The organism is Edaphobacter sp., assembly GCF_035763405.1.
Lineage (GTDB): Bacteria > Acidobacteriota > Terriglobia > Terriglobales > Acidobacteriaceae > Edaphobacter.
On the sequence record NZ_DASUBE010000101.1, the window covers coordinates 1 to 26,141 of the forward strand.

The 26,141-nt window shown below is 61.3% G+C and carries 20 protein-coding genes; 8 read left to right on the forward strand and 12 right to left on the reverse strand.

Annotated features, from left to right (window positions below):
• Positions 1-254: 254 nt before the first annotated feature.
• Entirely contained in the window at positions 255-1,418 is a 1,164-nt protein-coding gene (locus VFU66_RS10370; protein WP_326446176.1) for an MFS transporter, read from the forward strand.
• A gap of 325 nt (positions 1,419-1,743) precedes the next feature.
• Complete coding sequence (locus VFU66_RS10375) at positions 1,744-3,906, forward strand: beta-galactosidase (RefSeq protein WP_326446177.1); 2,163 nt, start codon at positions 1,744-1,746, stop codon at positions 3,904-3,906.
• A 965-nt stretch (positions 3,907-4,871) separates the two neighbouring features.
• On the opposite strand, the gene VFU66_RS10380 is transcribed toward VFU66_RS10375, so the two are convergent.
• From VFU66_RS10380 to VFU66_RS10430, 11 genes are all read right to left on the reverse strand, one after another.
• Positions 4,872-5,504: a PEP-CTERM sorting domain-containing protein gene (locus VFU66_RS10380; protein WP_326446178.1), complete on the reverse strand. Its 633-nt coding sequence runs from the start codon at positions 5,502-5,504 to the stop codon at positions 4,872-4,874.
• Positions 5,505-6,860: 1,356 nt separating this feature from the next.
• Positions 6,861-8,300, reverse strand: a complete 1,440-nt coding sequence (locus VFU66_RS10385; protein WP_326446179.1) for a sulfatase — start codon at positions 8,298-8,300, stop codon at positions 6,861-6,863.
• 493 nt (positions 8,301-8,793) lie between these two features.
• Positions 8,794-9,945 carry an aminofutalosine synthase MqnE gene (gene mqnE, locus VFU66_RS10390; RefSeq protein ID WP_326446180.1) on the reverse strand — a complete coding sequence of 384 codons (1,152 nt, stop codon included), beginning with the start codon at positions 9,943-9,945 and terminating at the stop codon, positions 8,794-8,796.
• Positions 9,946-9,972: 27 nt separating this feature from the next.
• Positions 9,973-11,952 carry a WD40/YVTN/BNR-like repeat-containing protein gene (locus VFU66_RS10395; protein ID WP_326446181.1) on the reverse strand — a complete coding sequence of 660 codons (1,980 nt, stop codon included), beginning with the start codon at positions 11,950-11,952 and terminating at the stop codon, positions 9,973-9,975.
• 115 nt (positions 11,953-12,067) lie between these two features.
• Positions 12,068-13,645: an OmpA family protein gene (locus VFU66_RS10400; RefSeq protein WP_326446182.1), complete on the reverse strand. Its 1,578-nt coding sequence runs from the start codon at positions 13,643-13,645 to the stop codon at positions 12,068-12,070.
• Between the two features lie 292 nt (positions 13,646-13,937).
• Positions 13,938-14,555, reverse strand: a complete 618-nt coding sequence (locus VFU66_RS10405) for an NADH-quinone oxidoreductase subunit B (RefSeq protein ID WP_326446183.1) — start codon at positions 14,553-14,555, stop codon at positions 13,938-13,940.
• A gap of 137 nt (positions 14,556-14,692) precedes the next feature.
• On the reverse strand, positions 14,693-17,332 hold the full coding sequence (gene glnD / locus VFU66_RS10410) for a [protein-PII] uridylyltransferase (RefSeq protein WP_326446184.1): 2,640 nt from the start codon (positions 17,330-17,332) through the stop codon (positions 14,693-14,695).
• An 80-nt stretch (positions 17,333-17,412) separates the two neighbouring features.
• Positions 17,413-17,751 carry a P-II family nitrogen regulator gene (locus VFU66_RS10415; RefSeq protein ID WP_326446185.1) on the reverse strand — a complete coding sequence of 113 codons (339 nt, stop codon included), beginning with the start codon at positions 17,749-17,751 and terminating at the stop codon, positions 17,413-17,415.
• Positions 17,752-17,778: 27 nt separating this feature from the next.
• On the reverse strand, positions 17,779-19,146 hold the full coding sequence (locus tag VFU66_RS10420) for an ammonium transporter (protein ID WP_414649413.1): 1,368 nt from the start codon (positions 19,144-19,146) through the stop codon (positions 17,779-17,781).
• Between the two features lie 456 nt (positions 19,147-19,602).
• On the reverse strand, positions 19,603-19,881 hold the full coding sequence (locus tag VFU66_RS10425; RefSeq protein WP_326446187.1) for a hypothetical protein: 279 nt from the start codon (positions 19,879-19,881) through the stop codon (positions 19,603-19,605).
• Positions 19,878-20,804 (reverse strand): alpha/beta hydrolase, encoded by a 927-nt coding sequence (locus tag VFU66_RS10430; RefSeq protein WP_326446188.1) that lies wholly within the window; start codon positions 20,802-20,804, stop codon positions 19,878-19,880. The genes VFU66_RS10425 and VFU66_RS10430 overlap by 4 nt, the downstream gene beginning before the upstream one ends.
• A 142-nt stretch (positions 20,805-20,946) precedes the next feature.
• On the opposite strand from VFU66_RS10430, the gene VFU66_RS10435 reads away from it, so the two are divergent.
• Genes VFU66_RS10435 through VFU66_RS10445 form a run of 3 tightly spaced genes read left to right on the forward strand, consistent with a single transcriptional unit; the run spans position 20,947 to position 23,062 of the window.
• On the forward strand, positions 20,947-21,555 hold the full coding sequence (locus VFU66_RS10435) for a D-sedoheptulose 7-phosphate isomerase (RefSeq protein ID WP_326446189.1): 609 nt from the start codon (positions 20,947-20,949) through the stop codon (positions 21,553-21,555).
• Positions 21,556-21,608: 53 nt separating this feature from the next.
• Positions 21,609-22,067, forward strand: coding sequence for a molybdenum cofactor biosynthesis protein MoaE (locus VFU66_RS10440; RefSeq protein WP_326446190.1), 459 nt, complete (start codon positions 21,609-21,611; stop codon positions 22,065-22,067).
• Positions 22,064-23,062, forward strand: coding sequence for a VWA domain-containing protein (locus tag VFU66_RS10445; protein WP_326446191.1), 999 nt, complete (start codon positions 22,064-22,066; stop codon positions 23,060-23,062). Before VFU66_RS10440 ends, VFU66_RS10445 begins: the two co-directional genes overlap by 4 nt.
• Before the next feature lie 127 nt (positions 23,063-23,189).
• Here VFU66_RS10445 and VFU66_RS10450 read toward each other — a convergent pair whose 3' ends face one another.
• Positions 23,190-23,465 (reverse strand): DUF4242 domain-containing protein, encoded by a 276-nt coding sequence (locus VFU66_RS10450; protein WP_326446192.1) that lies wholly within the window; start codon positions 23,463-23,465, stop codon positions 23,190-23,192.
• A gap of 159 nt (positions 23,466-23,624) precedes the next feature.
• On the opposite strand from VFU66_RS10450, the gene VFU66_RS10455 reads away from it, so the two are divergent.
• From VFU66_RS10455 to recO, 3 genes are all read left to right on the forward strand, one after another.
• Positions 23,625-24,500, forward strand: coding sequence for an inositol monophosphatase family protein (locus VFU66_RS10455; RefSeq protein ID WP_326446193.1), 876 nt, complete (start codon positions 23,625-23,627; stop codon positions 24,498-24,500).
• 100 nt (positions 24,501-24,600) lie between these two features.
• A complete protein-coding gene (locus VFU66_RS10460) occupies positions 24,601-24,861 on the forward strand; it encodes a 4Fe-4S dicluster domain-containing protein (protein ID WP_326446194.1) in 261 nt (86 codons plus the stop codon).
• Positions 24,862-24,933: 72 nt separating this feature from the next.
• Positions 24,934-25,668 carry a DNA repair protein RecO gene (gene recO, locus VFU66_RS10465; protein ID WP_326446195.1) on the forward strand — a complete coding sequence of 245 codons (735 nt, stop codon included), beginning with the start codon at positions 24,934-24,936 and terminating at the stop codon, positions 25,666-25,668.
• Positions 25,669-26,141 lie beyond the last annotated feature (473 nt).

Genomic DNA, 26,141 nt, shown 5'->3' on the forward strand with positions numbered 1-26,141 from the left:
TTTAGAGGGTGCTGAAAAAGTCCGTTTTGCTTAAGGGCACGGCTTCAGCCGTGCCGCAAGTACCGCAAAATCAGCGCGGCTTTAGCCGCTGAGGTACGCCTTTCTCTTCGCCAATGACTTTTTCAGCACCCTCTTGAGCCCTGGGCCGTTCACGCTTCATCTCCAAACAAGCCTTTTCCGCACCCAGCCCACTGTAGACGCTCGCCGGACTATAAACTTCACTAGACCAAACGCTTCGAGGCACGCACGACTCCATGCTCCCAGCGACAGACGCCCGGCCATCGTCCCGCGCACATGCGTTCCGCACACTCGCGCCTGTCTTCTTCTACTTCGGCATCGCCGGAGTCGCCACGGTCATGCTCGGGCCGCTGCTCCCTGCGCTCATCGCCCGCTGGCACATTCAGGACGCGCAGGCCGGAACGCTCTTCACCGCCAGCTTCACCGGCCAGCTCATCGGCGCATACGTCGCCGTGCACCGTCTCCGCCTCAGCGTCATCTCGGGCGCGATCTTGACCGCGGCAGGGTGCGTCGCGCTTACCGTCGTCAACTTCAACGCCGCGCACATTGCGTTCTTCTGTGTCGGCCTCGGCCTCGGCGCGGGACTCACCGCCGGCAACGTCATCACCGGCACCTTCGCCACCTCATCCCGCTCGCGCCTGCTCGCCGTCCTCAACGTTGCGTGGAGCATCGGCGCCATCCTCTGCCCCATCCTCGTCCGCGCCTGCGGTCCCTCCGGCATCGACACCTTCTTCTACCTCACCGCATCGATTCTGCTCGTGGCCGCTCTCGGCGCCTTCGCCATCCCACACGAAGCGCCCGCTCCCAGTCCGCAAGCCGACGCGCCCGGGCCTCGCATCTCGCTGTCGCCAATCCTGCTCGTCCTCTTCGCCATCGCCATGCTGCTTTACGTCGGCGTCGAAAACGCTCTCGGAGGCTGGCTGCCAAGCTACGCCATCCGCGTCAACTCCACGGCGCACGCCTCCACCATCGCCTTCGACTTCTGGACCGCCGAGCTCATCGGCCGTCTCCTGATGGCGACGCCGCTCAACCGCCTGCGCGAAGAAACCCTCTACCGCCTCGCCGCCACTCTGCTCGTCCTCACCCAGGCACTGCTGATCTTCGCGCATCATCTTGGCCCGGGCCACATCATCGCGCTCACCCTGCTCGCCGGACTCACCATCGCCCCACTCTACCCGCTCATCCTCGCCTTCCTCTTCACGCGCGCAGGGAGACATCCGCGCCTCGGCCCGCTCTTCGCCGCAGCATCGCTCGGCGGAGCCACGCTGCCATGGTTTACCGGCATCGTCTCCACTCACTTCCAAAACCTCCGCGCCGGCCTCGCCGTTCCAGCCATCGGAACCGCTGCCATGCTTCTACTCGCCGCCGCCATCGTCCCACCCGCAAAATCCACCACCTGACCGCGCATCTTCGCTGTCTCGTCTGCAACAGCCATCTACAATCGTTGTCATTCTGGCCCTGAGCGCAGCGAACGGGGAAGAATCCCCGCATTCTTTCGTAGCTGCACGAACCTTCGCGTTCTATCAACAACTGCACCCAGATAAAAATTGCGTGAGCGCCGGGTGCCCATCTTCGCGACGGCTTCATCGTCGCTAAGGCGGGTTTCCGCTGCACGTACACACGTCATCTCGACCGAAGGCGGCGCTTTTTGCCGCCGCAGCGGAGAGACCCCCGTATTTCTCAAATCCACCCCAGACCTCAGCCTTCCCCTTAAAACACCAACCCATGAACACGGTTTCATTAATCCGCATCAGCAGCTACTATGGGTGCATCGCAAAATTCAACAGCAACCCAGCCGGAGACCGCATGACCGTATCACTACCCAAGCTCCTCGTCCCTGCACTCGCCGCCTTGCTCGCCGTTGCCGCCCCCTTGCCAGCAAACGCGCAGGCACAGCAACCCGAAGCCCACCCGCCGCTCTACCTCGGCGCGGCCTGGTATCCCGAGCAGTGGCCCGAATCCCGCTGGGACGCCGACCTCACCCTCATGGAGCAGGCCCACATCCGCTTCGTCCGCGTCGGCGAGTTTGCCTGGTCCACCATGGAGCCTACCGAGGGCGACTACCAGTGGGAATGGCTCGATCACGCCATCGCCGACGCCGCCCACCACCACATCTACGTCGTCCTTGGCACTCCCACCGCTGCGCCGCCCGCCTGGCTCACCACCAAATATCCCGAGACTCTCCGCATCGGCGAAGACGGACGCCGCGACCAGCACGGCAACCGTCAGCAGTTCGACTGGGCCAATCCCAAATACCGTGAGTTCGCCCGCGACATCGCCGAGCGCATGGCCAAACGTTACGGCCACAACCCCAACGTCATCGGCTGGCAGATTGACAACGAGTACGCCCGGGAGAGCTACGGCCCCGAAGACCAGAAACAGTTCGACGAGTGGTGCCACCAGCACTACAAGACGCTCGACAACCTCAACACCCGCTGGACCACTGCCTACTGGTCCCAGACCTACACCGACTGGTCACAGATTCCCATCGAAGAAAAATACGGCAACCCTGGCCTGCTCTTGAGCTGGAAGCATTTCGTCTCCGACACCTGGCGCAGCTACCAGAAGAACCAGCTCGACGTCATCCGCGCCAACGCCGACCCCAGTCAGTTCATCACCACCAACATGATGGGTTGGTTCGACGGCTACGACCATTACACCGTCTCGCAGGACCTCGACCTCGCCTCATGGGATGACTACGTCGGCGAGGGACATCTCGACCCGTACCGCAACGGCGCGGCACACGACCTCACCCGCGGCTTCCTCCGCAAAAACTTCTGGGTCATGGAGACGCAGCCCGGCTTCGTCAACTGGGCCCCCGTCAACACCCCACTCGACAAAGGCGAAGTCCGCGCCATGGCATGGCACGACATCGGCCACGGAGCCGATGCGGTCGAGTACTGGCAGTGGCGCTCCGCGCTCAACGGTCAGGAAGAACTCCACGGCACACTCGTCGGCGCAGACGGCACACCCGTCCCGCTCTACTCCGAGGTCAAACAGATCGGCGCAGAGTTCGCAAAAGCAGGCCCGGTCCTCGCCGGAACCAGCGTCCACTCCGAAGTCGCCATCCTCCACTCCTACGACTCGCGCTGGGCCATCAACTGGCAGCGCCACAACAAGAACTTCGACCCCATCACACAGATCGTCAGCTACTACAAGCCGCTCCGCCAGGTCGCCCAGTCGGTCGACATCGTGCAGCCTACGGTCGATCTCAGCCAATACAAACTCGTCGTCGCACCGGGCCTCGAAGTCATCACCGAAGCCGCTGCCAAAAACCTCATCGCCTACGTCCAGAACGGCGGCCATCTCGTCCTCGGCCAGCGCACCGGCATGAAGAACGAGGACAACGGCCTCTGGCCCCAGCGCGAACCCGGTCCTCTCGCTGATCTCCTCGGCGGCCGCGTCGATCAGTTCTACGCCATCGACGACAAACCCGGCGACACCGTCCCCGTCACTGGCCTCTGGGGCGCAACCACCTCGAAGATCTGGGCCGAGCAACTCTCGACCTCCTCGCCCGACACCCAGGTCCTCATGCGCTACGGCAAATCCAACGGCTGGCTCGACGGCCAACCCGCCGCCATCACCCGCAAGGTCGGCAAAGGCCAGATCACCTACATCGGCGCATGGATGGACGACGCCGCTATGCTCAACGCCGCCAGGTGGATGGCCAAAACCAGCGGCGTCACCCCAGCCTTCGGCCCCGTCCCCGACGGTGTCGATGTCTACCCGCGCGAGGGCAACGGCAAGAAGGTCTTCATCCTCGTCAACTTCAACAAAGCTCCACAAACCGTCAAACTACCCTCGACCATGCACGCCGTCCTCAGCGGCAAGGACGAGTCCACCGTCACGCTCAACCACTACGGCGTAGCCGTCCTCCAGGCGAAATAAAAACTTAAGGAGCCTCTGATGAAGTCTCCGATGTTCAACCCGTCATTCTGGCACATTTTTTGACCCGTCATTCTGAGCGCAGCGAAGAATCCCCGCATTTCTTTTCTGCGCCCATTCCTTCCATGGCCCACCGAGAGTGAATCAGAGCCGCCTTAAGGAATCTCCGATTCACTCTCGGCCTGGCTAACAGCACGGCGTCGACCGTGCACCAGACCGCCACTCTTCAATTCAGCGCCAAGGGCACGACATATACTCACACACTCTCTTCAGCCCCACGAAAGAACCGGCAAATATAAGGGGCCTTTCTAAACACGCTGCCGGGCGGACTACAGCCTGTCTAGCCTATGCGGGAATCTCCGCGCTCTTAAACATCGACCACACAGAAAAACACCGATCAAAACAGAGAGTGGGGAGTTCGAAACTTCCTCTCTGTTCTGATCGGTGTTATCGGTGTTAAGCCTTAAGAGCGATTAGCCGAGCGTTGCAAACTGGTCACGCAGCGTGATGCATGCAATCACCACCAGAGCGGCCATTGCAGGGGTAAAGAAAGCGTACATGGGATTCTCCTAGCGAAAAAAATGTACAGCAGTGAAGCAACTCCACTATGCATGGAATCGGGCGGGTTAAAAAATCACCCGCCCAGGTAGGTATTCAGCTAGCTATTAGTTCCCCAGAACCTCTGGGCGCGTCTCGACATTGAAAAAGCGCGGGTTCCGTCGTATGTGCAACTTGTTGCACTGCGACTTTCGTTGCTGGCGGAATCTCTCTCGACAACAAACTCCACTAACTCAACACAGCAAACTGATCCCGAATCTGAATCAGCGAAATCACCACCAGAGCAACCAAAGCAGGACTGAAAAATAGATACATGATGTAGCCTCCCTCCGCACTCGGCGGCACTGCGATTTGAACTTCGTGAACTGCAACAGAAGGGACGGAACCACCGGCCCTCCCCTAAAGCGTCGCTACGAACGCGCCATCTTCCGGCGCACCACACCCGCCAGGACCAGCAAGCCGCTGCCGAACAGCATCAGGCTCGAAGGCTCAGGCACCGGCGACCCGCCGACAAAGTTCTGCGGCGCGCCATCGCACTCCGGATGCGTACCCTTGCCGTCGTAGATGTAGAACGTCGCCGCCGACAGGATCGAGTTGCCGGACACATTGCCCACATTGCCCAGCGCAAAGCCATACGCAGCCGAGACCAGCGCATTCGAGGCCGTGTTCTTATTGCTCCAGTTGCTCGGATCGAAGATCTGCCACAGCGCGTGCTGCACCGTGCCCGCATTGCTCCCAGTGAATTGGCTATAGAGATAGGCCTCTTCTTCATACCGGAAGCCCGTCGTATGGTTCGCGCTGCCGGCAAACGCAGAGCCATTGAGCACATTCACGCCCCAGCTCTCGCCGGTATGAATCTCCAGGTAGTCATTCATGCAGAACAACTGCTCTACACTCGAACCGCCCGCATTCGTATACGTCAGGTTGTACGGCCCAATACTGGTGCCGCTCGGATTGTTATCAAATTTCAGTGTGTCCGCGTGTGCCGCCATCGAAGCAACCGCAAGACAGACAATGGGTAGAAGTACAGCAAGTTTCTTCATGTGTTCGGTGTTCTCTCCGCGCTCGTCTCATCGAGCGCATGGTTTTCAGTGACGCACCATAAATGGCTGCTTTGGTCGAACTACGTTCGCAACTCATCTGGCACACACCTCTCCTGTGCGGCCTGTGGACGCCTTTGACCCGCTCCCACATTGCCGCCATTCTGTTTCAGCCGCCCCGCATCCTTTCATCGCGCAAACGGCCAGTTACCTAAATTGCTTTGCAATACCATGCATAGTTGCAACTGCCATGCCATTTCCCACCCGCGTCGGCATTTCGCAAAAACCCCCGTGTTTACAAGGGAAATCCAGCATCCAGCCCCACCGGCTGCATCACACCTCAGCCCCCGCTCAAGAGAACATGCAAAATATTGCACAACATTTCTTCCGCAACTTCTCCTGTCCCCATCACGCGGAAAACACGCTGGTTACGTCTGCGCAGCACATGGCTCGCAAGTAACTCACCATGGTGCTCCACCGCCAGACCCCGATGCACCAGGGCTTCCACCATGTGCATCGCGTTGCAGAATCGCAACACCATTCACCACCATCATTCACCACACGTCATCTCGACCGGAGGCGGCGTCTTTTGCCGCCGCAGTGGAGAGACCCCCGCATTTTTCATCGGATCACGCCCAAAACCCGGCACCTCAAACCACATTCCCAAGCGGGATTTGTCGTCCTTCCCCAAGGCGTTTCACATCGGCCCGCAGCCGACCACACCCACACAGAAAATGCCCCGAACGCAGCAAAGCCAGGCGCAAGCCTGGCTTCACACGAAAAGGGCGATACCGCTCAGCAACCCGGGGGCTGGAACAGAACGGAACCTTAGCTCAACGTCGCAAACTGATCGCGCAGTTGAATGATCGAGATCATAAGCAGAGCAACCAAAGCAGGACTGAAGAACAGATACATGGTGTAGCCTCCTCCGCGTACATGGCGGCACTATGTTTAGGGTTCCCTGAGTGCCTCGACCGGACCGGCTACGAATCGCCGTCCCTTCAGAAGCATCCAGTTGGTTCTGCCCGCCGTGTGAACACCCGTTGGTGCCAGTCGAGCGAGCGCATCTCAGCCGTCTACCCACACCTCCACGAAGGCGGGAGCAGGGGCTCTGCAACCTGCAACTCTTTGCTACGCTGCTTTAACTAGCAACTGAAACGCCATTAACAAAACAGATGCGTCCCATCAAAACCCTCAAATTTCCCTTGAAAACACGGGCTTTACCCAAGCCGCACCCACACCGCGCAGTTTTCCCTTGCAGACTTTTGCACAATTAATAACCTAACTTTCCCTGCCCACTCACAGGCGCAGCGTCAATCCGAGACGGTCATCCCGCCTCTGAATCGGGCAGCAAGACCGTCACACAATATAGCCGCGCATCTCCCGCATCAGCGCCTCGAACTCCGCCCGGCCGGCCAGATTCACTGTCTCATCCGGCATCCCCGCGCGCACCTCGTAGAGCTCCCGCGCAACGATCTTCTCCGTCCCAAACCGCCGCCATTCCACATACCGATGCGTCTTCGTCCGCACCGTATACCCCATCGTCTCCGGCTGACCTCGGTAAAACCATGGCCGCGGAAACTGGCTCCGCGCCGCCGCCGGACTCGCATGCTTTGGATCTCGCAGCCAGGGCGTCAGACTCTTGCCCTCCAGCCCCGTCGGCGGTGCCACTCCGCACATCTCGCACAGCGTCGGGAAGACATCCACCAGCTCCACCAGCGCCTCGCACACCGCGCCGCCCGGCAGCATCGGATCGGCCACAATCAGGGGCACATGCGTATCCCGCTCATAGTTCGTCGTCTTACACCACAGCCCGTGTTCGCCCAGATGATACCCATGGTCGGCCCAGAAGACGATGACCGTCTCGCGATCAAGTCCAGTCTGTCGCAGAGCACGCAGCACACGCCCAACCTGAGCGTCCGTATACGCCATCGCAGCATAGTAGCCACGCCTCAGCCGCTCAGCCTGCGCAGTCGGAATCGGCCCGCCCTGCGGAATCCCCAGATACCCCCGCAGTTCTTTCGAGTCATGCAGCGCAAGCTCAGGCGCGCCGTCAGGCGGTGCCTCCCGATCAATCGGCGGCACAACTCTGCTCGCAAACATCTCCCAATACCGCAACGGAGCGGTGAACGGCAGATGCGGCTTCCGCATCCCCACCGCCAGAAAGAACGGCTGACGCTCCTGCTCGGCGGCCAGCCTCTCCAGAGCCGTAACCGCCGCCTTCGCCACCTCGCCATCCGGATAGGCGTCATCGGAAGCGTCCACCCACTCATCCGCATCCGCCTTCCCCGCCGTGCGATGCACATGGTTCCGTGCCAGCCGATACTGATCGCTCTTCGGCGTGTACTGAAACTGCTCCGGCACACTCCACGACTCCGGATCGGCCATCGGCGCCTCACCGTGATAGATCTTGCCAAACGACTGCGCAAAGTACCCCTGCCTGCGAAACACCTCCGGCAGCGACTCCACCCCCGGCGAAGTCTTCCGAAAATGCGTCTTCAAGTCCCACACCCGAATCGTGTCAGGCCGCCGCCCCGTCATCAGCGACTGCCGCGAAGGATTACACACCGCCTGCTGACAATACGCATGAGCAAACCTCACCCCTCGCGCCGCCAACCCATCGATGTTCGGCGTTACAGCATACCGGTCGCCATAACAACCAAGCGCGGGCCGCAGATCATCCACCGCAAGGAACAACACATTCCTCCGGCGCTGCCCCGGCTTCACCCCAGCCGAACGCGCAGCCACACCAGCCATCAACGCCCCGGACTGCTGAAGGAACCGGCGACGGTCACTCAATCCAGACAAGGACATCCCCCACGGAGAGAAGCAGATCATATCGAAAATATTATGTTATCGATAATATCCCAAATCACCGCCAACCTCTCACAGCACTGTCATTCTGAGCGCAGCAGCCTGCCCTGAGCGAAGTCGAATGGGAAGAATCCCCGCATTCTGTCCGAAGCGCCACAAACGCTCGGGTGCCCCCTCCACGCGCAGCTTCATCGCGACAAGGATGGGAAGAACGCAGCTCAACCAGCCACGTTTGCATTTCCCTTCCGCAACGAAGCAACCCGCTTCTCACAAACTTTTAAAAAAATCTGGCGGTCGAGTTTTTCCAATCTGCCATAATAGATATAGAAGCTCAGGAAAGGCCCGGCTGGAACCAGCCGGGCCTTTCGACTTGGGAGGAGGAATGGCACGAAACGTGCGCCGATACCCGGAGATACCCCCCATCTAACCCATTTGTTTGAAGTATTTTAGATATGAGATAGGGGGAGGGGTACCCTGCCTAAACCGCCACCGTAAAGCTGTCCTCGCTCCGCGTCACCGCCCGATAGAGCGTGTCCCGCTCGAACGGAACGCGCCCGGCCTCGGTAATCAGACGAATCAAATCCGCCCGTCGCAGCCCTTGCGGAGTCACCGCCCCGGCCTCGTGGTAGATCTTCTCCTCCACCACCGTTCCGTCGATGTCGTCCGCCCCGAACCGCAGCGAGATCTGCGCCATCTTCGGCGAGACCATCTGCCAGTAGCTCTTCACGTGAGCGAAGTTGTCCAGCATCAGCCGACCCACCGCAATCTGCCGCAGGTCCATCATCCCAGTCGTCTTCGGAATATGAGCCAGCGCCGTATGGTCTGGATGAAACGCCAGCGGAATAAACGTCTGGAAGCCGCCCGTATCGTCCTGCACCGCACGCAGCCGAATCAGATGATCCACGCGGTCCTCGTCGTTCTCGACGTGCCCATAAAGCATCGTCGCATTCGACCGCAGGCCGATCCTGTGCGCCGCCCGCGCCGTCTCCAGCCACTCGCCGCCGTCGATCTTGTGGTCGCAGATAATGTGCCGCACGCGATCAGCAAAAATCTCCGCGCCGCCGCCCGGCATCGAGTCCACGCCCGCCGCCTTCATCTGCTCCAGCGTCTCCGGAATCGTCAGCTTCGCACGCTTGGCCAGAAACGCAACCTCCACCATCGTGAACGCCTTGATGTGGACCTTCGGAAACCGCTCCTTCAGCCCGCGCACCAGATCCAGGAAGTACTCAAACGGAAGATCAGGATGCAGCCCGCCGACGATGTGAAACTCCGTCACCGCCTCGACATAGCCTGATCCAGCCGCCTCCCACGCCTCTTCGAGCGCCATCGTATACGTGCCCGCGTCGCCCTTCTTCTTGCCGAACGCACACAGCCTGCACGAAGCCACACACACATTGGTCGGATTGATATGCCGATTCACATTGAAGTAAGCCGTATCGCCATGCAGCCGCTCGCGCACCTGATTAGCCAGCCAGCCCACCGCCAGAATGTCGCCCGAGCGATAGAGCGCGACCCCATCCTCGAACGCCAGCCGCTCGCCCGCCCGCACCTTCTCCGCAATCGGCCAAAGCGCCGGATCGTCCGTCTGAAAGGAGTGGCGAGCACGCGGGCTGGATGCAGTCAAACTCATACTTCAATTCTATTCCTCGCGGCCCAATCAGTGACCATGCGCCTCGGCCGAGTCCACCATGCGCGGCTGCACCACGATACCGTCAAACAGCGTCGCACCCACCAGGTGGTCTCCCACCTGCCGCACCAGCCGCAGGTTCCAACCCGTGTTCCAGTACTTCACCGCCATGTCCGGCAGATGCACCGCGTAGGCGATGGTGTTCCCGTTGTCCGCCGTAATCAGCATCTGCTGCGAAGGCTCGTCGAAGTACAGGCAGTTGACGCCATGCAGCGTCACCGTGCTGAGCGTCGTCCAGCTTGCGCCGCCGTTCTCCGAGATGAACGCGCCTTCGGGCCCGCCTACCCACAATCCACCCGCACCATCGACCGCCAGCGCATCCACCTGGCTCAGCGCAGCAGGAAGTCTCACAGCCGTCCAGCGTATTCCACCGTTGATGGTCAGCATCGCCGAGTGCAGCGTCGCGACGGCCACCATCGACCGCGCAGCCGCAACGTTGTCCCAATCATGCACCGGCACGCCCGGCGTCAGGCTCCAGTTCACGCCAGCCGTATGACTCATCAACAACCCATCCGCAGTCGCGGCGTAGAGAATGTCGCCGGTATGCGCCATCGACGAGACCATTCCGTCATACGGCCCATCCTTCTCGCGCATCCGAGCCGACACCGCCACAGCGTGCCCGCGAGCAGATCGACCGCGAGCCGGCTCAGCGAGCGACACCTTATCTACCCTGCTCCACACATCGCCATCGAGACGATAGATTCCATGCCGCGTGCCCGCCAGAATCGTCCGGTCCGGCGCCTGCTCCAGGCTCACCACGTCGTGGCCGTCAAGACCCGCGCTCTTCTGCGTCCACGTCAGCCCGCCGTTCTCGCTGACAAAGACGCCGCCCCACGCCTTATCGTTCACCACGCCAACGTAAATCCGCGCCGGGAACTCCGAGTCGGCAACATAAGAAACAATCTGCCGCGAAGAAAACCCTTTATTCGACGGCACAAAGGAGTAGCCCCCATCGCGGCTCGCCAGCACGCCGCCCCGGTCCGTCGCCAGCAGCACGCGGTTCGTGTCATCAGGATCGACGTACACATCGTTCACAATCACATCAGGCCCGGTCGTGCGCAGCCATGTCTTGCCTGAGTCTCCCGACCGGAACAACCCCTCCGTCGTACCGGCAAAGACGATGTTCAGATGTTTCGGATCCTGCATCAACACCCGCGTCCTGCGTGCGGTCGAAGGAATTCCCTGCACCTTTTGAAACCGCAGGCCGGCGTTGTCGCTCTTGTAAATTCCCGAGCACGCGCTCGCGTAGACCACCTTCGGGTCCTTCGGATCGACGATGATCGAAAACACGTCCGAGTCGTCGATCACGCCTTCCTTGATGTTGACCCAGTGCGCCCCGCCGTCGGACGTCTTCCAAGGCAGGTGCCACGTGCCCGCGTAAATAATCTCCGGATTCACCGGGTCGATTGCGATCGACTCGACCTCGTGAATCTCCTGGCTGCCCGGCGGACTGATCAGGCTCCAATGATCGCCGCCATCGGTCGAGCGATACACGCCCTTCAGCGTTCCGGCCACCAGAATGTTCGGGTTCGACGGCGCAGCCGCCAAAGAGAGAACGGACTGCCCGCGCATGTCCACCTCGTCCGCCCAGATCTTTCCGCCATCGTTGCTGACGTAGAGACCGCCATCAGGACTTCCCATCACCCATGCGCCCACGACGATATGCTTCGGATTCGCCTGATCCACCACAATCGAGTCCAGCACCAGGTCGTCGCGCTTACCGATCCAGGCCAGACGCTGCCAGCTTGCGCCCGCATCGTGCGACTCGTAGATCCATCCGGTCACAGTGCCTAAATAAAGATGCGATGGGTCCTGCGGGTCTACAGCAAAGGAGCGGGCATCGCCGCCATCCGGGCCAAATGGGAGCCAGTTGACCGCGTGCAACCGAAGGCAGAAAAAAGAAAACAACAGCGCCAGCAATACAGCCTGAATCTTGTACCGTCTCTTCAACGTTCGTTTCCCGTCATAAAACCAGTCTAGAACAAACCGGAATTTTCCCGGCGGATACATGACAAAGGCTGACTGGATAGAAATCCAGTCAGCCCTGTCCTTACTGCGTTTCTATTTACTTCGCGGCCTTCTTGGCTGCGTGATGACGCACAACATGATGCTTCTTCTCATGCGCCGCCGCGTAGGCTCCCTCGTCAACCGAGGTGATACCCGTGGTGTCAAGTGTCGCACCGGCGGGAATCAGGGTCGTGGTCACGGTCTTGGCGTCCTGAGTGCCGGTGTAGAGCGAGATGCGCCCTGCGTCGATACCCTTCTCCTTGACCAGGTAGTCCTTGGTGTTGATCGCGCGATCGGTTGCGAGGTCAGTACCGTGCTTCTCCGTGGTGGCTGCGTTGCCGGTCAGGGCCAGCTTCGCATCCGACGAACGCTGCATGCTCAGGGCGACATCGTCCAGGCAGGCCTTGCCTTCGTTGTCCACGCGGGTCGGACGGCGCTTGTCACGCTCGAAGTTCACCGTGCACAGCGCGCTGGTCTTCGGCGCGGGAGGCGGCGGAGGAGCATTGACCGTCACCGAGGTCGTCGAGGAGGCCGTCTGGCCCTTGTCGTCAACCACGTTGCAGGTCACAGTAATGGTTCCAGGCGCAGCGCCCGCGGTGCTCAGCGTGGCCGTCGAGCCGTTGCCGGAGACCGTGCCAGCCGATGCACTGTAGCTGTAGGTCAACGGACGGTTCTGCGGGCTCGAGCCCGTCGAGGTAATCGTCGCCGAATCGCCGGGCTGGACCGTAGTCGGGTTCGCCGAGCAGCTTACCGTCGGCGGCTCGAACTGCTTGATGGTGTACTGCGCGGAGCAGTCCGCCATCTGACCGGGCTTCGCGCCCTCCGAGACGTGGCCCTTGGCCGTATACGTTCCCGGAGCAGCAGCCTTGGTGTCAATGTTGGCCACGTTGGACGTGCCTGAGATCGTGCCGCCGTCGGTCGTCCAGGTGTAGCTGGCCGTCTTCTTCGGGTTCAGGTTCGAGGCCGTGCCCGTCACTGTAATCGGGTCGCCGGGGAACGCTTCCGCAGGGGCAGCCGAGCAGGCATACGCTACCGGCGGAGGAGGAATGATGTGGCCAAAGTGAGCGACCAGACCCGTGCTCAGCTCAGCACCGCTCAGGTTCGCACGCCCGCCCATCTGGCCAGCCGTCGGAGGCGGCGTGAACGGACCGTAGTTCTCGTGAATATAGCGATAGTCGGCCTCAAACAGGCGGAACGAAAACCGGTTATTGAAGAACGGCAGGTCGTAATCCATGCCGCCACCGGCCGTCAGCGCCGGGCCCCACTGCCAGGGGTTGTGATAGCCGCCCGAGTCCGAATCCGGCCCGGTCATCTTCGCCGCGCCAACCAGGCCATGGGCGAAGAGCGTGAAGTTCTGCATCGGAGCGCGGAAGATCGGACCGGCCGAGATGGTATACAGGCCATCGTTCTTGCCGTCCGGATGGGCCGCAATGATCGCCTCGCCGCCGAAGTACTTGTTGAAGTAATACGCACCGCTCCCCAACGCACCGTAATCAATAGAGGAGTAGTTGATCCCCGCAGGCTTCAGTTGCCCATGTGCTCCAAAATAGGAATACCCCAGGAACACATCGACTCGTGAGGGGTTAAGCCCCATAGGGGCGGCTGTGCTGGGCACAGTCTGCGCACCCAGACTCATAACACCAAGACTGACTGCACATGCAGCCAGTACTAACCGGCCAACATTACGTAAAGGGCTATAATCCATTCGACTTCCTCCGCTCAAATTCATCCACTGTTTCACGAACCCGGTTTAATGGCTCGGTTGAAATTGTTCGATTCCTTACAGCTTATCGCAGTTGCTAACTCTCGGAAAAAATTACTCTTCACCGACTATCTTTTTCAATACTTTACCAGCGAAATCCGTAAAAACCTCCCAAACGCAAGCCGTTGGAACCTACCCAGTAACCAAGGTTCGGCGCACCCCGCATCTAGCCCAGATTCAACGTCTTCCGTACTGTTCCACGTTCCTGCTGGATCTTTTCCTGCAACAGCGTAATCGCGTACAACAACTGTTCAGGCCGCGGCGGGCACCCCGGAACGTAAATGTCCACGGGAATCACCTGATTGACGCCCTGCAACAGCGCGTAGTTGTTGAACACTCCGCCCGAGGTCGCGCACGCGCCCATCGAGATCACCCACTTCGGCTCCGGCATCTGCTCGTAGAGCCGCCGGATCACCGGCGCCATCTTCTGCGACACACGTCCCGCGATAATCATCAGGTCGCTCTGCCGGGGCGACGGGCGAAACACCTCCGCGCCAAACCGCGCAATGTCGTACCGCGACCCGCCCATCGACATCATCTCAATCGCGCAGCAGGCCAGCCCGAAGGTCATCGGCCACACTGAATTCTTCCTCACCCAATTAATCGCCGCGTCCATCGAGGCCAGCAGCACGCCCTCGGTCGGCTCCTCGCCCCAGCTTACCTCGCGCAGCTTCTCCTGGTTCTTGCCAAAGCTGTCCAGGCTTCCAAAGATGTAGCGATCATTTTTCTGCGGAACGGCCGTCGGGCGGCCATTGCTTGATGTTTCATTGGCAGGAGTGGTCATATCTCTAATAATAAAACGCTTGCGCAGTCCCGGTCACGCCGCTCGCGCAATTCCCGGAGTTACCAAAGGCTATTGTTCTTGCTTTATGAGACGCGGCCTGAGTGGGTTTCCGTTGGCTGGCACGCATCAAAAGCCCACTACGACTGGCTGGCGTTCTCATTCACGGCCTCGACCAGCGCCTCTTTCAGCTCCGCTTCGAGTCCTTTTTCCAGCTTCGCGCCGTTCCGCGTCAGGTAAAACACATCAATCGCCGTCTCGCCTTCCGTGTCTACCAGAGCCACTTCGATGTTGCACCCAAAGCTGGCAACGGTCAGACTCAGCGCCCGCAGCAGTCCAGTCGTGTCCTGCGCGATCACCTCGACCAGCGTCGAATGCGACGAAGCCTCGTCGTCGAACTCCACCCGCGTCGCCACCGTCACCAGCGGGGCCTTGCGCCGCCCGCGTCTGCGTCCGCTCAGCAGCTTCTCCATCGAGACCTGCCCGGTCATCACATCATGCACGCTCTTCACAAAGTTCGCGTGCTCTGACACGTTCATCTCCAGCGTGCGGAAGCTGTCCGTAAACCGGAAGCTGTCCACCACCATGCCCTGCCGGTTTGAAAACGCATCCGCCGTGACGATGTTCATGCCCCAAGCCGCCAGCGCGCCCGCGATGTTGGCAAACAACTGGGCCCTGTCGCGTGTTACCAGCGTCAGCTCGCTCACGCCCGGCGCATAGTGAAAGTCCAACTGCACCGGATCTTCATCCATGCGGGTCGCCATCTCGAAGTGCCTTCGCACCTGCTCCGGCGACCTGGTCAACACGTACCGCTCGGGCAGCCCTTCGAGAAACGCAGCCACCTCCGTCTTCCGGCCCGGCAGCATCGCAGCCACCCGATGCAACAGTTCGCTCTCTTCATGCGCGCCCACGCGCTCGTCATCCACGCTGCGGTCCAGATAGTTTGCCGTAGCGATGTAGAGCTGCCACAGATTTTCGGCCTTCCACGGCGTCAGCGCATCGGGATGCACGGCGTTGATGTCCGCATAGGTAAACAGCGTCAGCATCTTCAGCGCCTCGGGCGTCTGCACCTTCGCGGCAAATCCCCTCACCGTCTCAATGTCGAAAATATCGCGCCTCAGTGCAGACGACATCTCCAGATGCCCTTCAATCAGCCCCAGCACCAGCCCGCTCTCATACGAGTCCAACTCCAGCCGTGCCAGTACGTTTTCCGTCATGCGCCTGCTTGCCACCGCGTGGCCGTCCGTGCTGTGCCCTTTGCCCGTATCGTGCATCAGCGCCGCCAGATACAGCAAACCCGCATGGGGAAGCTCGCGCAGCACGCCGCCGAATCGTTCGGCCCACACTGCCATCGGCCCCTTCTGCGGGCGTTCCATGGCGTGCAGCGTGTCAATCAGCACAAAGGTGTGCTCGTCCACCGTGTAGCGGTGATACGCATCCCGAATCACCAGCGCATCAATGCCATGAAACTCCGGCACCAGCAACTCCAGCACGCCGAGTGCGTGCATCGTGCGCAGAGCATTGCCCGCGTGCGGCCCCGTCAAAATCGCCTGCAGGCGAAGCCACAGCGCCGGGCCCTCCTCCAGTTGCGCGGAGAGCAGCGGCAGCGCCCGCGTCAGCCGCTCCTCTGTCTCCCTGCCCAGCACGCATCCCGTCCACGCCATTGCGCGAAACACATCGAGCACCACATCCGGATCGGCGGCCGCATCCTGCCCCGAGCGATCCACCGCGTCGAGCACCGCCATCCCGCGCTCCACGCGAAACCCGTGATGCTCCTCCGCCCTGCGCTCGCGTCGCAGACCCGAGAGCATCGACGGGGCCTTCACCGCCGCCGACTCCCCGATCCGCTGTCTTACTCTGCGCTCGACGCTACGCGCGCAACGGAAGTAGTAGCGCATCCAGTACGCAGCATCGTTTCCTCTGGGCTCGCCGCCATCCACGCCAATCGCCCGGGCCGCTGCCGCGTCCTGCGCCTGCCAGTCCAGCGTATTGTCGTCGCGCTCGTGCCGGTAGTGCAGAAAGCAGCGCACCAGCCACAGAAACTCCACCGCCTTGCCGAAGTCGTTGCCTTCCTCGGGAGACTCCGTCGCGCCGCCGTTTCGCCCCGCCTGTTCTCCAGCACTGCGCAGCGTCGTCATCCACGCGCACACATGCACATCGCGCAGGCCGCCCAGGCAGTCCTTGATGTTCGGCTCCAGATGAAACAGCGTGCCGCCGTACTTCGCATGGCGCGCCTCGGTCAGCTCCAGCAACCGCGTCATCATCGCCTTGTGGTCGCGCTGCAACAGCTTCGGCACCGACTGCCGCGCCAGCCGCGTATACAGCGCCGCGTCGCCGGTAATCAGCCGGTGGTCCAGCAGCGAGATGGCAAACTCCGCGTTCTCCTCGTCGAACCGCTCGCACTCGGCCAGCTTCCGCGTCGCCGGAGAAACCCGAATCCCCGCGTCCCACATCTCCTGATTCAGCCGCCGGATCGCGTCCTTCACCTGCTTCTCCGGCAGCCGCCCATCCAGCAGAAACAGCAAGTCCATGTCGGAGTACGGAAACAGTTCGCGCCGCCCATAGCCGCCCATGGCAACCAGCGCCACACCGGCCTTCAGCCGCGCGTCCTGCTCGACCGCCTGCCGCCACAACGCGCGCACCAGGTCATCCAGGGCCGAGGCGCGCGCCGCAATCGTCGCCGCGCCCGAAGCTCCCGCCTCGAATGCACCGCGAATCTCCAGCATTCTCCGCTGGTATCGCTCGCGCAACACACTCGCCGTCGGTTCGCTCGCCTGCATCGCCGTTCACCCGAAGCTGAAGTCGTCCGTTGTCCGTTACCCGTGGTCAGTTACATCCGCTCTTCACTGACAACTGAGTACTACAGCGCGATCTCGCCCCGCTCATCGTTCCGAATCCGAATCGCCTCGTCGATCTTCGACACGAAGATCTTTCCGTCGCCGATCGTTCCGGTCCGCGCCGCGCCCGTAATGGCCTGAATCGCCTTCTCGACCATCTCGTCGGCAACCACCAGTTCCAGCTTCACCTTGGGCAGCAGGTCAACCGAGTACTCCCGTCCCCGGTAGAACTCCGTGTGTCCCTTCTGCCGCCCGTGCCCTCTGGCCTCGGTGATCGTCATCCCTTCCACGCCCACCTCGACCAGCGCATCCTTCACCGCGTCCAGCTTCGAGGGTTGAATCACCGCTTCAATCTTCTGCATATCGCTCGTCCTCTCGACACCTTTAGTTTAGTGCGCCCAGTCGTATCCTTCTTCGCCGTGCTGAGAAAGATCCAGGCCCTCGCGCTCGTCGTCCTCACTGACCCTAAGCCCAACCAGCTTATCGACAAGGAACAAAATAATCAGCGTACCCACAATGGAAAGACCCCAGGCAATCGCCACGCCTACAAGCTGGTTCAGCGGCTGACGCCAGTTGCCTTCAAAGAACCCCGTCGCCTTGCCCGCGCCGAAGATGGGGTTAATCGCGCTCGACGCGAAAAATCCCGTCAGAATCGCCCCCAGCGTCCCGCCCGCGCCATGCACGCCAAACGCATCGAGCGAGTCGTCATAGCCAAACCACGCCTTCACCTTCGCCACCATGAAGTAGCAGAAGCAGCCGGCAATCAGCCCAATCCAGATCGCCGAGATCGGCGTCACAAACCCAGCCGCGGGCGTAATCGCCACCAGACCGGCCACCGCGCCCGAGATCGCGCCCAGTGCCGAAGGCTTGCCCTGCCGAATCCACTCCGCCGCGCTCCAGCTCAACGCTGCGGCAGCCGCGCCAAAGTGCGTCGCCACAAAAGCCGAGGTCGCCAGCGTGCCCGCCGAAAGCGCCGAGCCCGCATTGAACCCGAACCAGCCCACCCACAACATACACGCGCCGATAAAGCTCAGCACCACCGAGTGCGGCGGCATCGGTATCTTCGGATACCCGATGCGCTTACCCAGATACAGCGCCGTCACCAGCGCCGAGACACCCGACGTCACATGGACCACCGTGCCGCCCGCGAAGTCCAGGCACGGAATGCCCGAGCCCAGCGTCGCATTCAGGAATCCCCCCTTGCCCCACACCATGTGAGCCATCGGGCTGTACACCACAATCGCCCACAGCACCATGAACACCAGCATCGCCGAGAACTTCATCCGCTCAGCAAAGGCGCCCGTAATCAGCGCAGGCGTGATGATGGCAAACATCAACTGATACACCATGAACGTCTGCAACGGAATCGTCGCCGCATACGCCGGGTCCGGCGTCAGCCCCACTCCGCGCAGAAACATATTGTGCAGCCCGCCGATAAACGCATTGCCAGACCCGAACGCCAGCGAGTACGTCACCAGCGCCCAAAGCACCGTAATCACGGCCATCATGGCAAACGTCTGCATCATCGTTCCCAGAATGTTCTTCTTCCGCACCAGCCCGCCGTAGAACAGTGCCAGACCCGGCCCGCTCATCATCAGCACCAGCGCGGCTGAGACCAGCATCCAACTGTTGTCTCCTGCCGACTGCGCCGCGGCAATCGCGGTCTTATTGTCTGCAATTTGCTTTTCCAGCGCCGCAATACGGTCCGACTGGCTCTGCTGCGTAGTCGCTGCCTCTACCCCAGGCGACTGCGCCATCATGTTGATACCGCCCACAAACGACGCGCCCACAACCAGCGCGAGGAAAAGACCCAAAAACACCTTAACGACCGGACGACGCATACGGCACATGAATGAAATGTCCTATTTCATAAGTTAGGTCAACCTTGACCCCGGACGTAAAAAGTCCTGCCCGACATGACGCCTGCACACTCCGCCTACACCGGGGACTGCCGCAAGCCATGGCCTCGCCGCATCGTGGGAGCGAACGCCATCTACCAATGTCCTGATGCCGTTAACTTTACACAAGCCGCCCCGCAATACAAAGCAGAAATCTCAATCCCCTGCCGATTTCCCACCGCCCTCATATCGACCGCTTTGTGCATTTCCATCCCGTTCCCTCGGCGAAGCCGAAGGGGAAGGAATCCCTGCTTTTATCCGTGTCATCCGCGCAAATCCGCGGTCGCTTTCGGTGGACATGGGTGCAAATCGGCGTTAGGCCTTTCGCAGCATCTCCCCCACCATCGCCTCCCACTCCGCGCGCAAATCACCCTTCGCCGCCGCTCGTCCCGCCCGCCGATACCAATACGCCGCATTCCCCGCATCGCCCTCCTTGCGGTGCAGATACGCATGGACCCACGCCCCATCCGCCGTCTCCACATCCTGAGCCACCTCGTGCGCCTTCGCCCACTCCCCCTTCGCGTCCCACCACAGCGCCAGCAGCGCACCGCTCAGCGTGCGAGCCTCCGCCGCTTCAAACTCAGCCAACGTCACTTCGCCGCCACCGGGTCCGTCGCGGCAGCATACCCGCGCTCGCGCATCCACTTGATCAGCAGGTCCGGCCACACGCTCAACTCAGGATTCGCCGCCGCCAACCCCGCCCCATGCGCCCCATGCTGAAACAGATGCATCTCTGCCGGCACCCCGGCCTTCACCAGGGCCTCATAAAACATCACGCTGTTCATCACCGGCACCGTCTTGTCGTCGGTCGTCGCAAACAGAAACGTCGGCGGCGTGTCCTTCGTCACCTGCAACTCCGCCGAGAGCATCCGCACTGTTGCCGCATCGGGATTCTCTCCCAGCAGGTTCGTCCACGACCCCATGTGCGCATACGGCGCCTCCATCGTAATGACCGGATACGCCAGGATCAGAAAGTCCGGACGGCAACCTTCGCGGTCGATCGGGTCCGCCGCGCTCGGATTACCCGCGTCGAAGTGCGTCCCTGCCGTTGCCGCCAGATGCCCTCCAGCCGAAGAACCCCACATCCCCACATGATCGGGCGCCACGCCCCACTCCGCGGCGTTCGCACGCACCATCCGAATCGCGCGTTGCGCATCATCCAGTTCGATCGGGTTGTGATACTTCGGCCCGAGCCTGTACTTCAGCACAAACGCCGCGACACCGTGCGCGTTCAGCCACAGAGCATACTGCTCACCCTCTTTCTCAATCGCCAGATGTTGATACCCGCCGCCCGGCGCCACCACCACACCCGTCTTTGTCGCGTTCTCGCCCTTCGGCAGATAGATCGTCAGCGACGGCTTATCGATGTACTCATCGCCTTGCGCCCCCGGTGCGCCATTCGGCCACAGCAGCACCGTCTTACCCAGCGTCGTTGACCAGGGATGCTGCGGGTACTGTCCCCCCGCCAACCCAGCGCCCAGCACAGCTACCGCAAGCCCGCACAATAATCTCCTCACCGTTCCTCCATGCCTTCAAAAAATGAGTCGAATTCGACACTCGCCATGGTACAACCACCCGAACCAACCCGCGTACTCCCCCGGCTTCGACATTCCACCGCCGCATCTCGTACCCTTTCCCTAGCCAACTCGCGGAGCATCAATGAAGCCACTCGTCCAGAAGCAGCTCGCCCAATCCATCGCCACCATGCAGGCCGTGCTTGCCGATGGCCACATAGCCGACACCATCGTCGCCATCGGCGAGCTCACCGCCCACGCCATGCAGTCGGGCCACAAGCTCCTCGTCGCCGGCAACGGAGGCTCCGCCGCCGACGCCCAGCACCTTGTCGCCGAGTTCGCCGTCCGCCTCACCGTCAACCGCCCCGCCCTGCGCGCCGTCGCCCTCACCACCGACACCTCCATCCTCACCGCCTGCGGCAACGACTACGGCTTCGACCGCATCTTCTCCCGCCAGGTCGAGGCCCTCGGCCAGCCCGGAGACGTCTTCCTCGGCATCTCCACCTCCGGCAACTCGCCCAATATCCTCTGCGCCCTCGAACAGTCAAACAAGCAGGACATCACCACCATCGGCTTCACCGGCGGCGATGGCGGAAGGATGCGCGAGCTATGCGATCACATCGTCATCATCCCCTCGAAGGTCACGATGAACATCCAGGAGTCGCACCTCGCACTCGAACACATCTTCTGCATGGTCGTCGAACGCACCCTCTTCGGCATGGACTTCGACAAGAAAGCAGGGCCTGCGTCTTAAGGAATAGCCGGGCACTACGGAATAGAAATACAGAATCGTCAGAGGGTTTTGGGATGAGGGTTGAGATTGTCGATGGGGCAATTCCGGCTGGAGAGATTGTGGCGGCGATGAAAGCCGGCGCGGATGGGGCCGTCTGCGTCTTCGACGGAATCGTGCGGGACAACTCGCGCGGGCGGCGGACGTTGCATCTGGATTATGAAGCGTACCGGGAGATGGCGCTGGAGAAAATGCATGCGCTCGCCGCCGAAGCCGTGACAAAGTTCAGCGTGCGGGACGTTGCGGTGGTCCATCGGCTGGGACGACTGGTGGTAGGCGAGACAAGCGTGCTGGTGGTGGTGGCTTCGGCGCATCGCGGCGCGGCGTTCGATGCGTGCCGGTGGCTGATCGATACGTTGAAGAAAACCGTTCCCATCTGGAAGAAGGAGCAGTTTGTGGATGGAGCGGTTTGGGCGGACGGCGAGCCGTTTCCGGAGGAACTAGGCTTGGCTCAAGGCGGCAAGGGGAGTCTGTGAAGGTCTTGGCTGCGGCTGCGATGTGGTTGCTGGGGACTGCCCTCGTGGCGCAGGCGCCGGTGGTGCGGCGGCCTCCGCCGATGAATGGGCCGCAGGCGCCGGCAAGCGACGATGCGCAGGAGCATCAGACGCCGGTAGCCCACGAAGGGACAATTCATGTGCAGTCACATCTGGTGAATGTGGCCGTGAATGTAGTGGACCAGACAGGCGCTCCGGTGGGCGGGCTGGGGAGGGACGACTTCGAAATCTTTGAAGACAACCAGCCGCAGAAGATTGCCGTCTTCGAAAAGAACTCAGCCACGCCGCTGGAGATTGTGCTGGCTATCGACGCGAGCCTGAGCGTCTTTGGCGACGAGCGGCTGGAGCGCAATGCGGCGAAGCACTTCGTGAACGCGCTGCTGAGGCCGGAAGATGAGTTGGATCTGATGGACTTTGCCGATACGGTGCGAGAGATTGTTCCGTTTACCAGCGACAAGCGGAGGATTGAACGCGGACTGGGCGAATTGCAGCATGGCGACGAGACGGCGCTGTATGACGCGGTCTATCTGGCGGCGGACCGGTTGGCGACAACGCGCCAGGACAATGGACAGCGGCGCGTGATGGTACTGATTACCGACGGCGTGGACACGGCGAAAGGAACCAGTTATCCGCGGGCAGTCGAGCAGGCGCAGCGCGCGGGAGCGATGGTGTACTCGATCATCGTAGTGCCGGTCGAGGCGGACGCGGGACGCAACACGGGCGGAGAACATGCGCTGATCCAGATGGCGGCCGACACAGGCGGAAAGTACTACTACGTCGAAGACCCGAGAGGCCTGGAACCGGCGTTCGCGCACGTCTCAGATGATCTGAGGACGCAGTACATGCTGGGGTATTACGCACCGCAACAGACGGACGCAGGGACGTTTCATAGGATTGGCGTGCGACTGAAGGACCCGGCGCTGCGCACGAAGTATCAGCTCAGGTACAGGACAGGGTATTACGGGAGCGTGCGGTAAAGGTGGGAACTTAACACCAACCTGCACCAATGACCCCGATAGAACAACCACGGATTTGCACGGAGGCGCGGATAGACGTGAATTCCTCCGCCACCGCCGAATAAAAATGCGAGCCTGAGTGCTGCCGTTATGCTTCGGCGGTCGTGGGGTCGATCGTGTTTTTGATCTGGGCAATCGTGTTGGCGGGGAAACCGCCTTTGGCGGCGTGCTCGCGGATGTAGTCCTCATTGGGGGCAATGTAGATGCAGTAGAGCTTGTCGCCGGTGACGTAGGACTGGACCCACTGGATCTCCGGCCCCATGATGCGCAGCACATCACAGGATTTTTGCGAGATGGCGGTGAGGTCGTCGTGGGAGAGCTTGCCGGCCCCGGGCAGATTGCGTTCGATAACGAACTTAGGCATGGCTGTATCACCTCAATCAGAATGTATGGACTGGGCCCTGAATCGTTTGGCGAGTATGCCTGAGCAGAATGATGGGAGTCAAAATGCGAGTTCCTTCATTGCGCCACGGAATGGGAAGATGCGTGAGAAGACACTACACTGGAACAGTGAGGGAGTACTGTGAGTCGATTTGAGTTTGTACCGGCAGCGGAAGGCATCGCGCGGCAGGCTGGGGATCTGCTGCGGGGGTTCTATGAAAAAGGCGTCGCGACCGAATATAAAGGCGACGTCGATCTGGTGACGGAGGCTGACCGTGCGAGCGAAAAGCTGATTCGAGAGAAGTTGAAGGCCGCATTTCCGGCACACGGCATCTATGGCGAAGAGGGGACACGCGAGCAGTTGGAGAGCGAGTATCGGTGGTATGTTGATCCGCTGGACGGCACGACGAACTTTGCGCACGGGTTTCCTGCGTTCTGCGTGATTCTGGGGCTGGAGCGGCGCGCGGCCGGGCTGGCGGCCGACGCCGACGGCGAGATGGTGGCGGGCGTGGTGTACGACCCGCTGCGGCACGAGATGTTTGTCGCCGAGCGCGGCAAGGGCGCGTGGCTCAACGGGAAGCGCGTGCACGTATCGAAGACGAAGACGCTGGCTGAGTCGCTGACGGCAACGGGGTTTCCGAGCAGAAAGCGGCACGGCAGCCCGAATATCCACTTCTACCAGGAGATCACGCTCAGGTCGCACGGAGTCAGGCGCGCGGGTGCCGCGGGGCTGGACATGGCGTATGTGGCCTGCGGACGGCTGGATGGGTTCTGGGAGTTCAACCTGAATCCGTGGGACACGTCGGCGGGCGTGCTGCTGGTGGAGGAGGCAGGCGGGACGGTGACGCACTTCGACGGCGGCAAGTTCACGCTGGACAGCCGCGAGGTGTTGGCCACCAATGGGCTGATTATGGGCGAAATGACCCACCTGTTTACGGAGATGTTCGCAGGACGCGAGCTTTCGCCGATACCAACGCCGGAGGAGTTTCGCGCACAACGGGAGAAGGCAGAAAATTAATTGCTATGACCTTTGACGTTGCAGCGGAAAGCGGATGTGCTGCTAAAATCGAAGCAAAGATTTATCTGGGTGTCTTTTTAGAGGCAGAGGGAGAGAGAAAATGGCGTATGTGATTGCAGAACCGTGCATTGGGACGAAGGACACAGCATGCGTGGATGCGTGCCCGGTGGATTGTATTCACCCGAAGAAGGACGAGGCGGGTCACGGGGACGCGGACCAGTTGTTTATCGACCCGGTCGAGTGCATCGACTGCGGCGCGTGCGTGCCGGTGTGCCCGGTCTCAGCGATCTACGCTGGCGACGACTTGCCGGAGAAGTGGGCGGAGTTCCAGCAGAAGAATGCAACGCACTACGGGCGGTAATTCCGGTCGGTTTGATTCGAAGAGCGCGCGGCCTCAGGCTGCGCGCTTTCACTTTGCAGGCAGGGTTGGCAGATGATGCAGCGTCAGGGCGAGGCGATTGTGCTGCGGGCGTGGCCGTTCGAGGAGGCTGACCTGCTGGTGAGCCTGTTCACGCGCGAGCAGGGGCGCGTGAAGGGCGTCGCGCGCCATGCGCTGAAGTCGCGGCGGCGGTTTGGCGGCGCGCTCGAGCCGATGACGCATGTGCGAGCGACGTATGCCGAGCGACCGAAGCAGGATCTGGTACGGCTGGATGCGTTCGAGATTGTGAGTTCGCCGCTCTCGCGGCCCGTGGACTACGCGCGCACGGCCGCATTGCAGATGGTGGCTGAGGTATTGGAGGAGTTGCCCGAAGGAGTCGTGGACGATGCGGTCTTCCGGCTGGCGCTCGCCGTGTCGAACGAGATGCAGGTGGGCAGGGTATGGATGCCGGTGACGTACTTTGCCCTGTGGATGAATCGGCTGATGGGATGGATGCCGGAGCTGGGGCACTGTGTGGTGTGCGGGCTCGACCTGCGCGGCAGCGCGGTGTGGTCTTCGGCTGCGCATGACGGGGTGACATGCGGGGACGACAAGCGCGGAGGAAGCGTGGCCCTGTCGGCTGCTTCGGTTGCATTGGCTGAGCGGATGTTTCGCGGGACGGTGAAGGCGCTCGCTGCCGAAGAGTGGCCGAAGTCGCGCGCGGCCGACCTGCGGCGGTTCGCCGTGGAGACGCTCGAACGAAACCTCGAGCGAAGGCTGGCAAGCGCGCGGGCGCTGGGGCGAGCGTGAGCAATGGGGGCGGCCCCTTTTCGCTGTCATCCCCGAAGGCAATCTGCATTCCCAGCCCTCTTTTTGTTGTCATTCCCGAAGGGAATCTGCACCTCCGTCCTCTTTTTGTTTGTCATTCCCGAAGGGAATCTGTGTTTCCAGTCCTCTTTTTAGTTGTCATTCCCGAAGGGAATCTGCGTTTCGCACCGGCCCGCGCCGGGCTCCACCAGGGAACCCCTGATAACGTCCCGGCCTTGTTAAGGGCACAACGTTACAGGCTGCGGAAAAACTCGCCATCCATGCTTTTCGGTGGGAGCGCGGGGCTTCAGCCCTGCGAAAATCCCACCAAAATACAAGGGGCTTTAGAGGGTGCTGAAAAAGTCCGTTTTGCTTAAGGGCACGGCTTCAGCCGTGCCGCAAGTACCGCAAAATCAGCGCGGCTTTAGCCGCTGAGGTACGCCTTTCTCTTCGCCAATGACTTTTTCAGCACCCTC

Bases quoted from the DNA above. Each gene is read 5' to 3' on its own strand.
- VFU66_RS10450 (WP_326446192.1), bottom strand. From the start codon at position 23,465: ATGCCTAAGTTCGTTATCGAACGCAATCTGCCCGGGGCCGGCAAGCTC.
- VFU66_RS10375 (WP_326446177.1), top strand. From the start codon at position 1,744: ATGAACACGGTTTCATTAATCCGCATCAGCAGCTACTATGGGTGCATC.
- VFU66_RS10415 (WP_326446185.1), bottom strand. From the start codon at position 17,751: ATGCAGAAGATTGAAGCGGTGATTCAACCCTCGAAGCTGGACGCGGTG.
- mqnE (WP_326446180.1), bottom strand. From the start codon at position 9,945: ATGAGTTTGACTGCATCCAGCCCGCGTGCTCGCCACTCCTTTCAGACG.
- VFU66_RS10370 (WP_326446176.1), top strand. From the start codon at position 255: ATGCTCCCAGCGACAGACGCCCGGCCATCGTCCCGCGCACATGCGTTC.
- VFU66_RS10460 (WP_326446194.1), top strand. From the start codon at position 24,601: ATGGCGTATGTGATTGCAGAACCGTGCATTGGGACGAAGGACACAGCA.
- recO (WP_326446195.1), top strand. From the start codon at position 24,934: ATGATGCAGCGTCAGGGCGAGGCGATTGTGCTGCGGGCGTGGCCGTTC.
- VFU66_RS10380 (WP_326446178.1), bottom strand. From the start codon at position 5,504: ATGAAGAAACTTGCTGTACTTCTACCCATTGTCTGTCTTGCGGTTGCT.
- glnD (WP_326446184.1), bottom strand. From the start codon at position 17,332: ATGCAGGCGAGCGAACCGACGGCGAGTGTGTTGCGCGAGCGATACCAG.
- VFU66_RS10420 (WP_414649413.1), bottom strand. From the start codon at position 19,146: ATGGCGCAGTCGCCTGGGGTAGAGGCAGCGACTACGCAGCAGAGCCAG.
- VFU66_RS10400 (WP_326446182.1), bottom strand. From the start codon at position 13,645: ATGAGTCTGGGTGCGCAGACTGTGCCCAGCACAGCCGCCCCTATGGGG.
- VFU66_RS10405 (WP_326446183.1), bottom strand. From the start codon at position 14,555: ATGACCACTCCTGCCAATGAAACATCAAGCAATGGCCGCCCGACGGCC.
- VFU66_RS10440 (WP_326446190.1), top strand. From the start codon at position 21,609: ATGAGGGTTGAGATTGTCGATGGGGCAATTCCGGCTGGAGAGATTGTG.
- VFU66_RS10435 (WP_326446189.1), top strand. From the start codon at position 20,947: ATGAAGCCACTCGTCCAGAAGCAGCTCGCCCAATCCATCGCCACCATG.